General features: G+C 40.7%; 12 protein-coding genes and 1 pseudogene. 10 read left to right on the plus strand and 3 right to left on the minus strand.

Annotated elements, in window-relative coordinates:
• Positions 1-1,402: 1,402 nt before the first annotated feature.
• A complete protein-coding gene (locus IPP86_06715) occupies positions 1,403-1,582 on the minus strand; it encodes a hypothetical protein (protein MBL0138209.1) in 180 nt (59 codons plus the stop codon).
• A 301-nt stretch (positions 1,583-1,883) separates the two neighbouring features.
• On the minus strand, positions 1,884-2,069 hold the full coding sequence (locus IPP86_06720) for a hypothetical protein (protein ID MBL0138210.1): 186 nt from the start codon (positions 2,067-2,069) through the stop codon (positions 1,884-1,886).
• A gap of 1,971 nt (positions 2,070-4,040) precedes the next feature.
• Between IPP86_06720 and IPP86_06725 the strand changes: the two genes are divergently transcribed.
• The 7 genes from IPP86_06725 (at position 4,041) to IPP86_06755 (ending at position 10,781) form a co-directional block, all read left to right on the plus strand.
• Positions 4,041-4,607 carry a hypothetical protein gene (locus IPP86_06725; GenBank protein MBL0138211.1) on the plus strand — a complete coding sequence of 189 codons (567 nt, stop codon included), beginning with the start codon at positions 4,041-4,043 and terminating at the stop codon, positions 4,605-4,607.
• Positions 4,608-4,821: 214 nt separating this feature from the next.
• Positions 4,822-5,271, plus strand: coding sequence for a hypothetical protein (locus tag IPP86_06730; protein ID MBL0138212.1), 450 nt, complete (start codon positions 4,822-4,824; stop codon positions 5,269-5,271).
• Positions 5,201-6,643: a hypothetical protein gene (locus IPP86_06735; protein MBL0138213.1), complete on the plus strand. Its 1,443-nt coding sequence runs from the start codon at positions 5,201-5,203 to the stop codon at positions 6,641-6,643. The genes IPP86_06730 and IPP86_06735 overlap by 71 nt, the downstream gene beginning before the upstream one ends.
• Positions 6,636-8,534, plus strand: a complete 1,899-nt coding sequence (locus IPP86_06740; GenBank protein MBL0138214.1) for a T9SS type A sorting domain-containing protein — start codon at positions 6,636-6,638, stop codon at positions 8,532-8,534. The genes IPP86_06735 and IPP86_06740 overlap by 8 nt, the downstream gene beginning before the upstream one ends.
• 299 nt (positions 8,535-8,833) lie before the next feature.
• Complete coding sequence (locus tag IPP86_06745; protein MBL0138215.1) at positions 8,834-9,247, plus strand: hypothetical protein; 414 nt, start codon at positions 8,834-8,836, stop codon at positions 9,245-9,247.
• A 141-nt stretch (positions 9,248-9,388) separates the two neighbouring features.
• Entirely contained in the window at positions 9,389-9,784 is a 396-nt protein-coding gene (locus tag IPP86_06750; GenBank protein ID MBL0138216.1) for a hypothetical protein, read from the plus strand.
• A 199-nt stretch (positions 9,785-9,983) separates the two neighbouring features.
• Positions 9,984-10,781, plus strand: a complete 798-nt coding sequence (locus IPP86_06755; GenBank protein ID MBL0138217.1) for a methyltransferase domain-containing protein — start codon at positions 9,984-9,986, stop codon at positions 10,779-10,781.
• Positions 10,782-11,247: 466 nt separating this feature from the next.
• Here the strand turns inward: IPP86_06755 and IPP86_06760 are convergent, their stop codons facing one another.
• Positions 11,248-11,976: an RDD family protein gene (locus IPP86_06760; protein ID MBL0138218.1), complete on the minus strand. Its 729-nt coding sequence runs from the start codon at positions 11,974-11,976 to the stop codon at positions 11,248-11,250.
• Between the two features lie 68 nt (positions 11,977-12,044).
• Between IPP86_06760 and IPP86_06765 the strand changes: the two are divergent.
• From IPP86_06765 to IPP86_06775, 3 genes and pseudogenes are all read left to right on the plus strand, one after another.
• Positions 12,045-13,902, plus strand: a pseudogene (locus IPP86_06765) (stage II sporulation protein M).
• Positions 13,899-14,624: a hypothetical protein gene (locus IPP86_06770; protein MBL0138219.1), complete on the plus strand. Its 726-nt coding sequence runs from the start codon at positions 13,899-13,901 to the stop codon at positions 14,622-14,624. The pseudogene IPP86_06765 and the gene IPP86_06770 overlap by 4 nt, the downstream one beginning before the upstream one ends.
• On the plus strand, positions 14,617-15,873 hold the full coding sequence (locus tag IPP86_06775) for a hypothetical protein (protein MBL0138220.1): 1,257 nt from the start codon (positions 14,617-14,619) through the stop codon (positions 15,871-15,873). The genes IPP86_06770 and IPP86_06775 overlap by 8 nt, the downstream gene beginning before the upstream one ends.

Genomic DNA, 15,873 nt, shown 5'->3' on the forward strand with positions numbered 1-15,873 from the left:
TTATCATTAAAGTATTTGTAGAAATACACCGAATCTATTTGATTTCCTTCTAAATATATCAAGATATACTTTTTTGGAGAGACACAAACATCTTTCATTCTCACGATATTGAAATCTTTTCGGAATTTATTGAATAATCTCTCTTTCGCCACTTTTATTGTTTCATAATATGTATCGCAGCCTCCACATCGGAAAGTTTCGTTTTTGAAGTTTCAGTTCCACTCTATTCATAATGTTTTAAATAAAGGTAAACCGCTACCAGTAATAACCAGGTGAATACAGAGTTGTAATTCATCAATTAAATTTAGATTCATCGGGAACACAATCAAGCCCGGACTGCCGACAAATATACCCTTCCCTTCTTTTTGTTTAGTTCAATCACATCCGATTTCAAATCCTTCCCTTGCAAAGTTTTGCCGTTTCCCAATCCAAATTTTTCGGTGTTGTGGAAAAAACAAGTTTAGAACACCTTAATCAATGGTACACCGTAAATTCGACCATCGACTTCTCTCTCGGATGGATTTGCAAGGATGGGTCCGCCAGAATTCCATTAATTGATAATTGATTCGTCCATATAAGATAGTGTCTTCGTTTAGCAAGTCCGTATAATGCTGATGAATCTCCTCATCCGGAATAATTGCGGTGTGATCACTGGCCATTCAAGGGTCGCATATTGATGGCTACAATTAGTTTTCTCATTTATTTTCTGAATTGAATGTCTTTGGCCCTCTGCTTCCTCAACAATTAATAGTTAATCTAAGGAATAGAGCAGGCGTTTAAAAATTTGAGCAAATCCGTTCTCTCTTCTTAGGAGAAACTCCTCATTTCCATCTGGACAACGGAAACTGTTGGATGAATGAAACTGGTTCAGAAATTCACATGAACAAGTTTGGTAATCCTGTGTAATGAATCAATTACAAGTCCTCCCCAAAAATCACAGCTTCATTCCACTCTTCCTGTATTAAGCCTTTTGAAGAAAAATATTGATAGATTTCCGATCGTCGAGAATCAAGTGAGTTATTGTTATCAATTATCCCAAAACACACAGCAGCTTATACAATTAAAGATTCCGCATTCGTATTTAGCACTGCTGTCCTTAATATACTTTCGTTTCACAGCACATCTCCACCCGGCCCGTTGTATTCATATGAAAACCGGATTTCATTTATATTCGAAGGAAATTTCAAATTTCAGGGATATTGTCCGGGTACATAAACTGAATCTGTCGTTAAAAGCTTATTCCAAAGGAGCACGAATAAATCAAATCGGGTTCTAACCGCTTGTTCCAGAAGTCCTCAAATACAACATACCTTCCCTGATCCTCTACGGCTACACCACGTAAAAAAAAATCACGGCTTATTAGTAATGAAAGCAGGGCACATAAACTGAACCATTCCAATTACTATCCACCTGGGAAACCTTCGAACAAACCAATCCATGGATAATTGTATCCGGAAACAACTTCCCAAATCATATCATAATAATCATCCTGAATACTGTTTCCAAGTGAATTTACAAGGTGCATTTCAGAATAATAGCACCAGGAATTTCCAATGGTAAGCGGATGTGAAGTAAGTTGCAATTGCTGGTTGTTGTTTCCACTTCCATTACTTTCATTCTTTTCCTTTTGAGAACATGATGAGAAGAATGGACAGAATCAGATATAAAAATTTGTTTTTTTCATGTTTTGTTTAATCCAATTTTTACATTCAACAAATCAACAACAGACGCATCTCTCCCGGCTTTTCCTGTGGTGCCCGATGAACACAAGGAGTAGAACTTTACTTTCAGGATGATCAACAGCCAATCTCCACATGTTTCCGATACCTAAGCTAACAGGACTTGAATCTGGTTTTGCCCTATAATGAAGATCAAAAAAATGTTCAGATAAAAATGTATGCAAATCCTTCCTCCAGACCATTGTATTGTTTTTCAGCTCTTCGCGAATTTCCGGAACAAGAATTTTTTGTTCCGCCTGTGAAGTTGCAAGGATCTCCTCGACTCGCCATAGTAGGTGCATAAAAAGTATCCGTCGGTGCCGGAGCGATCAACATGATAAGAATAAACATCCGTTGGAAAAAAGGGAAGTTCTCGTCTCTCTCATAGTACTTAATAAGTTTAAGACCGGTGAAGCGCCATGAGCTTTCAAAAGATTTAAATCATTTATAAGAATCTCACGGGCCAATTGGCCCTGATCACTCAAGTGAAGCTGCAATAATTCATCTTCCTGAACCACTATAATATTCCCGTTAATCTCTGTCTTTTTACAATCTCCGAAAATCACCTGTAAGTTTACGAGTCCAGCAAATAGCATTAATATTTCCATGAAAAGGTGCGCCGATAAGCTCCCTAAAATTTGCGCCCTGCAAATTTTATTTTTCATAAAAGATAAATCTAACATAAACGGGGAAATAATTTATTTCTACTCATAATCAGTAAAGAAATCACTTTTCATTCCATTTTTCACCCCGAAAATTAACACTAAACTTCATTTTTAGAATAATATCTGGCTCTATAACCCATTAAAAACTGATGGGTGCTAATATCAAATAAGATAAACTGGATCACCCATGGAGGATTTATTTACCCTGATTTCGTTTCGGTTGTTTTTTTCCCATGAGTGGTAGCTGCAGAAATGGAGGCATTCCACCTTTTACTAAGTTTGTTGTCTTTTGCAAGAGCGAAAAAAAAGATTCGGAAGAACTCATCAATCTTTAGTGCAGGTGTGAACTGTTGAATTGAATGTGCTTCAATATCATCTTCATTCCAAAAGCAATGTGGAACACCTGCAGGAATGATAATTTTTCACCCGGCCCGACAACTTGTTCTTATCATTAACCAAAAGTGGAGGTCTTCCCGTTATAACTTGAGCAGAGCTCTCTTGTTTTGGATGCACATGAATAGGCTCTCGCATGTCCGATTTAGGATTGAAAGACTCGATTTCAAAAGCCTTCCATTTGTTTCTTTCCCTGTTTGAAGGAAAATCATTTTTTGCCTGTCCTTGCATTAGTGATTTGGTCTCCTTGCTTAGCCATAGCATATGTGTTTTAAGCATTTAAACAAAGTTCAGTTCTATCGCTTATGGTATCGAGCCCTTCATCTCAAGCGTATCAATGAAATTGAATCATCAGAGTATTGACATTTGTTACCCGTTTCTTAAGTATAAAAGTATATAAAAAAGCGTTTAGAATAGATTTCTCAAGACATACTCACTCTTTTTCAATTTGATTTAAAATCTCAATGCTGGCCGTTCTATTTCAATTCAAAGTAATATAGTGTATCCAAATACTGTTTTTGACTCGTTTTATCAATAATATTTATTCTTTCAAACCAAATTCTGGTAGCAATACTACTATGAGGATAAATCTTGTTTCTGATCATGTAAATCATGTTTTCCGTTAGTGAATCGCTTTTTAGACGTAGCTTCCCAGACATCCATTCCCGGTCCAAGGAAGTACATTTCAAAACCTTTTACTTCAAGCGATCGTATTTATTGTTCAGCACTTCCAGTATAGGTCTTTTTAAAATTTCATCCCTGGTGATTTCACCTTTCGTTTTCCATGCAGACATGCCTTTGGTGTACTTTCCAAAATAAAAATGAAGGCCGATGAAATAATAAAAGATATAATGATCAGTCCTTTTATAATCGAATTAAGAATCACTTCCATTTCAAAATACTTGTCGAATTTTGCTATTGATTCGAAGTTAAACAATTATTTCCTTAAATGAACTCCAAATTTTTTAAAGAAATTACTAAATAATTGGAGTTTGGATTTATTCAATTTGAGAAATACAAAGGCCTGCTTTATGAACTCTGGCGGAAAGATCAATTATCTATCTATTAAACAATAATTATTAAAAAATTGATCTTTTTTTCCAAATTTCATCAAACCGGACAAACTACTCCATTGACCCTTCGAGTGGTCGACAGGCAAGTCGGGAGTCGGGAGTAAAATCAACGAAACGTTAAAATCACTAACAACTAAAACCAACAACTGACAACCAAAACCAATGACTGACCACCGGGCAACTACCGGCAAATGATTTTTTCCGTACTTTCAGGCAGAAGGATCCTTAGCATGGTGATCCTGTCGTTTTATGAAAAGACTCTTCCCCTGCCTCGCGCTTTTGTTTTTGCATTATCGCTTTTTGGCCAACAACATACCTCTTCTCCGCGTTTTGGAGATGCATCACATCTTCAGGATCGCTACGCGCCGGTTTGCCCTTCGGATGATTTGCTGAAAAACATACTGCAGTCAAATCCCCTCCTGCGCACTCGTCACCAGGCAATCGACAGCCTGATCCACGATCAGCTGGACATCCGTAATACCGGACTTTCCCGTCATGGAAGCGGTTCCAACCAAACACAAACTATCGCTTCAATTCCCGTCGTCGTCCACATAATCCACAACAACGGCACAGAAAACATTTCCGACGCGGTGGTCGCCCAGGGAATTCGTGACCTCAACGAAGCTTTTTCAAATTCGGGCGCTTATACACAGGCTAACGGTGTGGATATAGGTATTCAATTTTGTCTTGCCATTCAGGACCCGAACGGAGCATTCACTACCGGTATCACCGCGATGTTTCCACACTCACCAACATGACCATGGAAACGGATGACATCACTCTCAAAAATCTCAACCGTTGGGATCCGCAGCGTTACCTTAATATCTGGCTGGTGAAGGAAATTACTTCTCTGTCCATGGGAAATGGAGTAGCAGGTTACGCTTACTTTCCATCCTCACACGGTAATCCTGAAGATGGAATCGTAAACGAAGCCGGTTTTTTGGCAGCTCTACCGATAATTCCAAAGTTCACATACATGAAGCAGGACATTATTTCGGTTTGTATCATACATTCGAAGGGGCTTGTACCAATAACGATTGTCTGGCTGATGGTGATCACGTCTGCGATACGCCACCGGATAATTCCACCGCGACGGTTCCCTGTAATTCAACAACAAACACCTGTACCACCGACGCGGATGATGTTTCATTGAACAACCCTTTTCGCCCTGTTGCGCAGGGCGGTCTCGGTGATCAGCCGGATATGATTATTAATCACATGGATTATGGTCTAATTGGTTGTCATACCCAATTTACTTCCGGACAAAAAGATCGTATGATCGCCTCACTCCAACAACGCGCGCGCGAGCCTGCTTGCTTCACACGGATGCTGGAGCCTTTGCACGAATCCTGTGACAGCTGTATTCAATACGCCTTCCAGTACCGTCAATGTTGGTACTGCACTCACCTTCCAAAATTTTAGTTCCGGTGGAATCACATATCAGTGGTTGGTCAACAATGTTCCGGTTTCGTCGGCGACAGATCTGAATTATACTTTTCCAACACAGGGAACCTATATCATCGAACTCATCGCGATGAATGGCGACAGCAGCTGCACACAAACAGCGGATGATACAATTGAAGTGATTTGTGGTTCAGCGAGTACATTCAACATGAATACTTCCACCTGTATTCCGAGAAGCACTACAGTGTTATTTACGAATACTACACCGGGAATTGTGTCCTGCCAGTGGCTCAAAGACGGACAGGTTATTGGTACAGACACATCTCTCAGCTATATGTTTTACCAGACCGGAGGCTACAGCATTTCGCTGGTGACATTCAACGGACTTTGTTATGACACTTCTTCTTCTGTGTTCGTGCAGGTTGGCCGTTGCCAGGATATGCAGGCGGCACATTGGTATTTTGGAAGTCATGCAGGTCTGGATTTTTCATCCGGATCCGTACAAGCGGTGACCGATGGAGCGCTGTGGGTATTTGAAGGTAGCGTGAGCATGTCGGACCCTTCGGGCAATCTTCTCTTTTACACGGATGGAGACACGATGTTTAACCGCAATCATGTCGCGATGTCCAACTCTATTTATTTATATGGTGGAATGTCGGCAAGCCAGGCAGGTCTCGCTGTTCCATGGCCGCAACATCCGGAGAAATATATTTTTTTCGAAACAGCGGTGGCGGAAGATTCTTTCGCCGCTCCATTCCGGTATTCTGTTGTTGACATGACCCTGAATGGTGGTCTTGGTGATATTTTCCCTTACAACATTAATCTCTTTTCACCAGTTGAAGAAAAAGTCTCAGGCACGATGCATTGCAATGGCAGATCCATCTGGGTGATGACACACGAGTGGGGAACCAATCGCTTTTTAGCATACCTCGTAGATTCTTCTGGTGTGAATACAACACCGGTGGTCAGTGCGATCGGACAAGTACATACTGGATGGTTTTATGAACCGGGACGTGGACACATAAAATTTTCTTCTGACGGACAATGGATGGCTATCAGTACGTTTGATTATTCTCTCGAGCTGTATCATTTTGACAATGCAACTGGATTGTTATCGAATCCGATTACGATGTCTGCTTCACAATACAATTATGGCCTTGAATTTTCTCCCGACAACAAAAAACTTTACCATTATGAACACACAAATATGGGTGATGGTCACATTTTGCAATATGATCTTAGCTCGGGCAACCCCACGACGATTATCAATTCCAGAACAGAAGTATTGCTGATGTCGCCGGGAAATCAAAATGGACTACAGCTGGCTCCGGACGGGAAAATATATTTTCCCAATGGATTCACCCTGTTGATGCTTACGTGGGGTGATTGATTATCCCAATGCTACCGGTATTGCCTGCATGGCAAGACCTAACGGCGTTTTTCTGAATGGAGAAAACAGCATGATGGGGCTTCCCAATTTTATGTCGACCGCATTTTTTACGGATGATCTTTTGATCAGTGGCCCGGACACAGTATGTCCCAATTCAGGACTGGAGGAGTATTCCATCAGAGCGAATGTCTGGAACCTTGGTTCGTATTCGTGGTCGATATTGGGAAATGCAACCATCAATGCGCAAACTGACAGCAACATCATACTCAGCTTTACCGGCGCAGGTACTGATACGCTGGTTATTTTGAAAACGACCAATTGTGGTAACCTTTCAGATACCCTTTTCATCCACGCGGTTCCGGCATTACCCGCTCTTGGTCCGGATACTTCTTTGTGTGCAGGAGACACATTAACCCTTTCCCTTCAGGAAAATTTCCTTACCTATCAATGGCAGGATGGAAATCCTGATCCAAATTATTCTGTTACGAGCCCGGGAGAATATTGGGTAAAAGTCACGACTACAAATGGCTGCACTTTGCGCGACACGATACAAATAACACAGGACACTTCCCTGACACATGTTGATTTGGGTCCGGATAAAATAATTTGCCCCGGCGCAGTGGTTGTACTCGATGCAGGAACAGGATATACAACATATCGTTGGCAGGACGGATCACCGAATTCACAATTCACCGCCTGGCAGGAAGGAACATATTGGGTACAGGTAAGCTCTCGTGGAGATTGTAATGCATTTGCGGCGGATACAATTGAAGTGATCTATGATAATTCATTGCAGATTTCACTCGGCGGTGATACAACCATATGCAATGGGTCATCTCTGCAACTCAGTCCGGGTCAGGGCTTCGCTTCTTATACATGGTCGGACCAAAGCACTGCATCTTCACTTGACGTAAATCAAAGCGGCACATATTGGGTGCAGGTAATTTCCGCTTCCAGTTGTCCGGCAAGTGATACGATAGACATTGTGTTTGACACACTGCGTGCAAATCTTGGCATCGACACAGCACTATGCCAGGGAGGTTATATCAGTATTAGTCCAGGCAACCAGTTTGCCACTTATCAATGGTCAGATCAAAGTACACAAGCTTCTCTGACAATTTTCCAACCCGGTGATTATTGGGTGAGAGTTAATACTGATCATAATTGCATTTCATCGGATACAATTCACGTGGAAAATAAAATAGTTCCTTCTCTGGACCTGGGAATTGATACAACATTGTGTCCGGGCGAACAAATTACATTACAGGCAACCAACGGCTTTACGAATTACCATTGGTCAACCAATGAAACCACCGCGAGTATTGTTGTGGATACTTCAGGAACCTATATCCTGAATGCGGTGACTGCCGAAAACTGTAGTGTAGAAGATTCCATCGAGGTAACTTACTTTATATTTTCGGATATTGACCTGGGGCCGGATACAACAATTTGTGAAAACGAAAATTTGCTGTTACATGCGGGGGCGAATTTTTATACCTACAACTGGTCTAATGGTTCGCACGATTCAACGTTGGCGATACAATCGGCCGGAATTTACTGGGTCACCGCTTCCGCTGATTTTCGATGCATAGCGGCTGATAGTATAGAAGTACTGACCACTGAATGCAAAGGGCCGCAATATTACATTCACATTTATCCGAATCCGAATGAAGGAAGTTTTTATATAGAAATATTCAATGCAAGAAATGTACAGCAACTGGAAATTGATATTTATGATGCAATTGGTCAGATCATCTGGCAGGGAACAATGGATGTGGAACAGGATCTTGTCGCAAAGAAATCTATCCATGTGGATTTATCCGGCGGGGTGTACTTTTTACAACTTCGAGGAGAAGGGATACAGGAAAGCGTAAAGCTTATGAAGTACTAAATCTTAGCGTCCTTTGCGTGAAATTATTTCTCGCAAAGACGCCAAGGACGCTAAGCGGTGAGCTATTTGGGCTTAAACCTTACAATTGAAATTTTTTATTATTCTTCTGCATTTGCTTTTAATCAGGGATTAATTTTCAAAGACACTTAATTCTCTAACGAATTCCGCTTTTTCTTACAGCCAGCTTTTGAGGCATCTGCAACGGAACAAAAAACCTCACGTAAGAGACCATGCGATGAGCATGCTGTATTCAATTGCTCAGGCTTAATAGTTTTATTCCTCACATAACATTTATTCTCATGATGAAAATTTCTACTTATGTACTAACCTGTTTACTTTTCATAACAGGAATGACATTTACTTCTTGTGAAAAAGCGGAATACCTGAAGTCGGAAAAAGGTGTGATGTCTGAATTAAACGGTACCTGGAGCATGATCCAGATCCCAAGCAGTTTGCCTGACGAAACCTGGACCATCGACAATGGAACCCTGATCCGCAAAGCGGCACCTTCACGTGGAGAAAATCTCGTGGAAGTGGGAAGAGGAACGGTTTCTGTTCACACCACCATGACAAAGGTTGAAATTACCATTGATGGATTCCCAAGATACAATGGTACATGGCAGGTGATAAAGCTGAACAAATCAGTATTGGTAATCACTAATGATTTCGACGGCAATGGCGGAATGATGGAAAAGAATTTTTCGAAAAACTAGGAACACATATTTATGAAAAGGGGCATGGAGCAATCTATGCCCCTTTTCTATTTCTAACACGGTACTTTTTTATGTGAACTATTTTTACGAACTTCAAATCTGAATTAACCAGGTGTACAACCGGAAAGCAATAGAAGGATTATGACCGAAAAATCTTCTTCTGACAAAAACTCATTCCGAACAATCGCTCTTGCGTCAGCGCTGATTGGAATTATTGGCTCGCTTTTTTTCATGTTCCGGGTAAGCAGTCAACAAAAATCCCTTTTGCTGCTGGGTTTGTTTACTTGCTGGGTCATTTCACCTTTTGCCGGGCTATTTTTTGCCATGATGACGGAAAATAAACGAGTATATCCCCTTCGTACATCCATCAACAAGCTCGTGATTATTCTGTCAATTCTTTCATTGTTAGTATATAGTGGAGTCCTCACTCTTCCGGGCGCAAAACCAGCTTTTGTATATCTCGTGATTCCCTTTGTTTCATGGCTGTTCATTGTGATCGTATTTCTCTTCTCAAAGAAATTATCCAATAAAGTTTAAAAGCATAAGTATTTCCCTGAATAAGTTTATTATTCGTTGAATGTTTTAAAAAAGTCAAGCACCCGGCGGGTTCCAGGGCCTGTACATTGATTTTGAGGAGTGTTATTTTTGATTGAAGAATGATCCGGAGCACAATAAAATAATTACTTTGCATACACAAAGACCTTCTGAAATTCAAGGATGTTTCTGGGGAATTCAAATGAATAAATTAATTCGCAGCCTAAAACATTTTTTAAAGGCCATTCTTTTCCGTTTGATCTGGGTCTGGCGTACACTTACCGGCTATAGTGTAGAATGTAATGTCTGCGGTTATCGCGCTAATCAACTTCGCTCTGTCAATTGGCAAAAGTACAGTACTTGTCCGCGTTGCTATTCACATTTCCGTCAACGCTTACTGATCGCTTCGCTCACACACATTAAAGAATTTTCATTTGAACAACTGATCTACGGGAAAAAAGTGCTTCATTTTGCTCCGGAAGAATATCTCGATCAACTCATACAGGATAAAGCCACTACTTATCAGACAGCGGATTTCCTTGCGGAAGGATATACTTATAGAAAAATTGATTTCCAGCTCGACATTTCCAATATGCCCTCTATCGCTGACAACTCATACGATTGTGTGATTGCATTTGATGTATTGGAGCATGTTCCTGATCACTTACGGGGAATCCGCGAGGTATTCAGAATATTGAAGAAAGGTGGCACAGGAATTTTTTCAGTACCACAGAAAGACAATCTGGTGAAGACCTATGAAGATTTGTCTATTACCGATCCTGCAGAGCGGGAAAAACAATTTGGACAATACGATCATCTCCGCATTTATGGAAGCGATTTCAAGGAGATGCTGGAGGCAGCCGGTTTTAATGTCAGCATTGTCGACGAAAAGAACTTCAGCAAAGACCTCGTCAAAAAACACGTCCTCTTCCCTCCTGTCCTCTCTGATCACCCACTCGCGACGAATCACAGGAAGATTTACTTTGCACGCAAGAGGTAGTTGTTAGTGGTTAGTGCTTAGTGGTTAGTACTTAGTGCTTTGTGGTTTTTTTATCAAATTAATATTCTAACTCATCCACCTGGTATCTGGTAAAGCTTGTCTTCGGTGTTTTTAGGATATTAAGATCACTTTCACACTTAGTTAGTCTGTCCCAATTGACCCTCGCCCCGTGGCCCTCTTCACTTCCCAATGTTATTATTTAAGCAAAAAGGGGTCTGCCTATTTGCCTGAGACAATATTACCAAATTACCTAAAAGATCTCTGCGAGATGACAGCAGTTTATTCTGGTGAATGTCGTCCAGTTCCCGCCGAAAATAATTGGTAAAATGAAACAAAGCTTGTTCGGCGGGAACTGGACGACACAATCGTATACCATACGATCGTCATCTCGCAGAGATCTTTTAGGTCAATTGAAACTAAATTGATTTCTTAACTGAATAACATTGTCTTCACTTCCCAAAGGACACTATCTGGTCAAAACAATATAATCGTTAATTAACGTTTTCAGAAAGACATCGGAGCGGTCGTAGACGCTGGTAATGCCAAGGTGTTCGCTAAGTACCTTCGCGAGCTCATCAGCGGCTTCACGATGGGCCGCGTTTGGATAATTTTTCAGACGATCGAGGGTGGATTTCACAAAAAGCATATCCTTCTCTGTCATTTGTTTTACTTCAGGATAGCGTGGCGTATAGGTTCCCGCGTTTTGCATCGATAAAATATTTTTCAGCTGAACCGCGTAACGTGGCCGAATGCGAACAACGGTTGTATTTGCGAGCATGTCGCCAAGTCTTTGTGATTTGTCTGTCGAACTGATCAGTAATGTAGCAACAGAACCGAGTGACAAATAAATATCCACCATCCGGAAAGTCCAGCGGATCAGGTAATCCGTAAATCCTACTTCCTGTCCGTTCAATTTCACCACCTGTAAACCCTGCGCTTTTTTTCCGATCGACCTTCCGTGTGTGAGCATTTCGGAAACGGGAGTATAAAAAAGCACGATGGGCACACTCACAATATAATCAGCGAATTTCTGGTAGTCGGAAGGCATCACCGTTGTGTAAAGCAATCGAAAAAACACAACACTCAGGATAATGATGATAAAATCGATAACAAAGGCGAAAATCCGGTCTCCGATTTCCGCAAGATGATGTTCGATGGTAACATTCTGGGCCGTGGTAATATCAATGGTTTTCATGATCTTTCTTTGGACCGGATAAAGAGGGCTTAAGAATATTGCTATTTTTACACAGACTATCTGAGCCTATGCGCGAAACGGATTTCATCGAACAAAATAAGAAAAAATGGCAGGAACTCGAAGCCCTGCTAAAAGAAGAAAGAAAAGATCCGGATAAGCTTAGCCATTTATTTGTGCAGGTTACAGATGATCTTGCTTATTCCCAGACATTTTACCCTAACCGTACGGTAAGAGTTTACCTGAACAATATCGCTTCACAGGTATTTCACAGTATTTATAAAAACCGTAAGGAAAACAAAAAGCGTTTTATTCATTTCTGGAAAGAAGAATTACCCCGACTGGTATACGAAGCCAGGAAGGAACTCACTCTTTCACTCATCATTTTTCTTGTGTCCTTTCTTATCGGCGTTGTTTCTACAGCCTACGACAAACAATTTCCCAGAGTAATCATGGGTGATGATTATGTAGAAATGACCCTTGAAAATATCAAGAAAGGAGATCCGATGGCTGTTTATAAAAAGAGCGGCAGTTCGGAAATGTTCCTTTACATTTCACTGAACAATCTGAGAGTCGCCTTTATGACTTTTGTGTTTGGCGCATTCTATATTCTTGGCACTGTATTCATGGTGATTTACAATGGCATTATGGTTGGAGCTTTTCAGTACTTTTTTTTATCAGCAGGGTTTATTGCTTTCTTCATCTCTCACCATCTGGCTCCACGGGACACTTGAAATTTCCGGTATCATCATCGGTGCGGGAGCGGGAATTACAATGGGAAAAGGACTGGTTTTTCCGGGAACCTATTCCCGCTTACAATCTTTCATGCTGAGCGCAAGGAAGGGTTTCCGGATTCTTCTGGGTATTGTCCCTATCATCATCATTGCCGCCATCATTGAAAGTTTCATGACACGTTATACTGAGATGCCGGCTTTGATAAAAGCGCTGCTGATTTTTCTCTCTCTCACATTTATCCTCGGGTATTTTGTCTGGTATCCTGTAATGAAAGCCAGAAGAGGTTTTGAAGAAGAAGAAAAAGAAGTTCTTTTACCTGTCGCTGAATCGTTCAGTATTGAAGTGAACCAAATTAAAAGTAATGGAGAAATTTTCAGAGACATCTTTCTTTTTTACAAAAAAGATTTTGGAAAACTATTTCGTTACTCCTGGTGGTTGACGGTTCTTTGCGCACCGATAGTTTATCTTCTTCCCTATGCCGGAAATTTGCTGAATGGCAACGAATACAAATACGCCTATCGCGACTGGTTTTTCGCGGCCCAATTTATCAACTATTCAAAATTTCCGGTGCTGCTGTTCATCAATGTCCTGTTCATGACACTTATTTTATTAAATGCCTTGCGTTGGTTTAGAAAACATCTGGTTGACTTCGATTCGGCCAACAGGGAAAATTTCAACAACCCGGTTGCTGATTTTTTTAAAAGCCTACTCATAGTAACATTGATACATTCTACTTTTTTCATGGATGGCATCCTGCTTTTCTTTGTGTTTATTGTAATTGTCCCTTTTCTTCTAATGTGGCTGGTGAATTCGATCCTTGACCGAGTTGATCTCATGCATGGGTTTTCAAATGGACTTCGCAGTATCAATGTATCGATTGGCAAAACATACGCGTTATTCTTTATGCTTTGTCTCGTAGGGTTGATTTATTTCTTCCTCATCGACTCTCCGCTGGTTTATTTCTACTATGAAATACTGAACTGGAATCTCAATCTTGATCGCACAGTGGTGAAACAAATTGTGCTCTTCCTGATGTTGTTCAGCTCCTACCTGATATTTGGTTTGATCATTCCCATTTTTGCCTGCGGTACAGGTTTGTTGTTGTTTTCTCTCAGGGAGATCGACGAAGCAAATGGGCTGTTTCACACTTTGTCGGCTTTTAAAAACAAGCTTTCCGAAACCAGAAAAAGATGAACCGAAAAAATATCCTCGCGTCTTTCGGAATTTTTCTCCTGCTATTTGTTTTGCAGGTCAGGGCCGACATATCTATTGACTCGTCCGCTGTGAGTAAACATGAGTTCAGCAAGAGCCAATGGGAAAAGATGACAAAAGATATTGATTATTCCAGCGATACAGCGCCACGGCCAGGGAAGAAGCGGAGTTTCGGTTTCAGCATGAATCCTGATATTGTAAAGACAATTTTGTTCATCGGAGTCGGAGCACTCCTGATATTTTTGCTGTATAAGATTATGCGTGGAAATTATTTCGCCCGGAATAAAAAAATCAGCACCTCCACAGGATTCCTGAATATTCGTGACGAAGAAAACATCCAGGAGATGGATCTGGAGCAAATGTATTCAAGAGCTCTGGAAGGCAAGGATTATCGGGAAGCCATCCGTGTTAAGTACCTGATGGCTATCAGGGAATTGTCACGACATAAAATCATCCATTGGAAAAAGGAAAAAACCAATCACGATTATTTGACTGAGACTTTTCCTACCGGCATTTATTTTCCCTTTGCCGACATCACGCTTATTTTTGAGCGATTCTGGTATGGAGAAGCGGAAATAAATGAAAATAAATTCATTCTCACTGTTCCTGCCTTTGATGCATTTCTTTCTTCCATTCCTTCTGCTGTCAATGCGGTAGAAAATAAGAACATCAACTCTTCAAATCCTGCATCCGGAAATGACTAAAACAAGAAAATGGATTCTTGGTTTAGCCGGAGTGTTACTGCTGGCGGGAATCGCTTATTTATTCAGGAGCAATACAAAAAGGTATAACTGGTACGAAAGTTATCAATTGGAAAGCAAGGAGCCTTATGGCGCTTTTGTCATTGGAGAATTACTGAAGTCTTATTTTCCGGGTAAAGCATTCACCGTTTCTAAAAAACCTTTGAAAGATTTACTGGCCAAACGAAAATCCGGTGAATACGCGAATTACATTTTCATGGGTGCTCAATTTCCTTCTGACACCAGCCTGATCAACACGGTGCTTGATTTCGTCAACGAAGGAAATACCGCTTTCATCGCTGCCGGATCCTGTCCGACAGAAATTCTGGAACAAATTTTCCCCGACACCTGTGCTGAGGAATACCTGTATTACGCCCAAGCGCAAGACACCTTTGTGAATGTGAGATTATATTCCGAAAGTTTTCATAGCGGGAAAACTACACGACTGAATTATGTTTTTCGCAACATTCCATATTCATATTCCTGGTCCTATATCGACAGCACCTTCTTTTGTCAGGAAAATCCCGACCAGGATGTGTTGGGGTCCATGAACAATGGTCAGTTTAATTACCTGCATGCACGTTATGGCAATGGTGATTTTTACCTGTATACTACACCTCTGGCGTTTTCAAATTACCAATTGAAAAATCCGACAAACCTGGAATATGCTTCACAGGTTTTCTCTTACCTGAAACCCGGTGAAATCATTTGGGATGAATACAACCAACTGGAAAGTAATCTGAATTTTAATTCGGATTTGCGTTTGAGCCAAAGTCCTTTGGGTTATATTTTGTCACAGGAAAGTTTACGCTGGGCATGGTATCTTACTCTTGCATTTACTATTTTGTACATGTTGTTTTTTGGTAAGCGCAGACAAAGAATTATTCCACTCCAGGAGGTCAACAAAAATACTTCTCTGGAATATGTGCGCACGGTAGGTCAATTGTATTACCAGGAAAAGAATCACCGTGTCATCTGCGTACACAAGATGAAACTGTTCCAGGCATTTATCCGCAACAAGTATTTCATCAATACTTACGATGTGGATGATCATGTGATTGAAAGAATTTCACGGAAATCAGAAGTTAATACCGAAGAAATTCGAAATATATTTTCTCAATACAACTGGATCGATAAAAACCTCGAAATAAATGATGAAACTTTGATCAGTTTTCATCAGAAGATAGAACATTTTTACAAAACGTGTAAATAA

Source organism: Bacteroidota bacterium, from assembly GCA_016720935.1.
GTDB lineage: Bacteria > Bacteroidota > Bacteroidia > AKYH767-A > 2013-40CM-41-45 > JADKJP01.

Coding starts and splice junctions, on each gene's coding strand:
- IPP86_06750 (MBL0138216.1), top strand. CDS start 9,389: ATGACCGAAAAATCTTCTTCTGACAAAAACTCATTCCGAACAATCGCT.
- IPP86_06770 (MBL0138219.1), top strand. CDS start 13,899: ATGAACCGAAAAAATATCCTCGCGTCTTTCGGAATTTTTCTCCTGCTA.
- IPP86_06720 (MBL0138210.1), bottom strand. CDS start 2,069: ATGTTTATTCTTATCATGTTGATCGCTCCGGCACCGACGGATACTTTT.
- IPP86_06760 (MBL0138218.1), bottom strand. CDS start 11,976: ATGAAAACCATTGATATTACCACGGCCCAGAATGTTACCATCGAACAT.
- IPP86_06725 (MBL0138211.1), top strand. CDS start 4,041: ATGATTTTTTCCGTACTTTCAGGCAGAAGGATCCTTAGCATGGTGATC.
- IPP86_06745 (MBL0138215.1), top strand. CDS start 8,834: ATGATGAAAATTTCTACTTATGTACTAACCTGTTTACTTTTCATAACA.
- IPP86_06755 (MBL0138217.1), top strand. CDS start 9,984: ATGAATAAATTAATTCGCAGCCTAAAACATTTTTTAAAGGCCATTCTT.
- IPP86_06775 (MBL0138220.1), top strand. CDS start 14,617: ATGACTAAAACAAGAAAATGGATTCTTGGTTTAGCCGGAGTGTTACTG.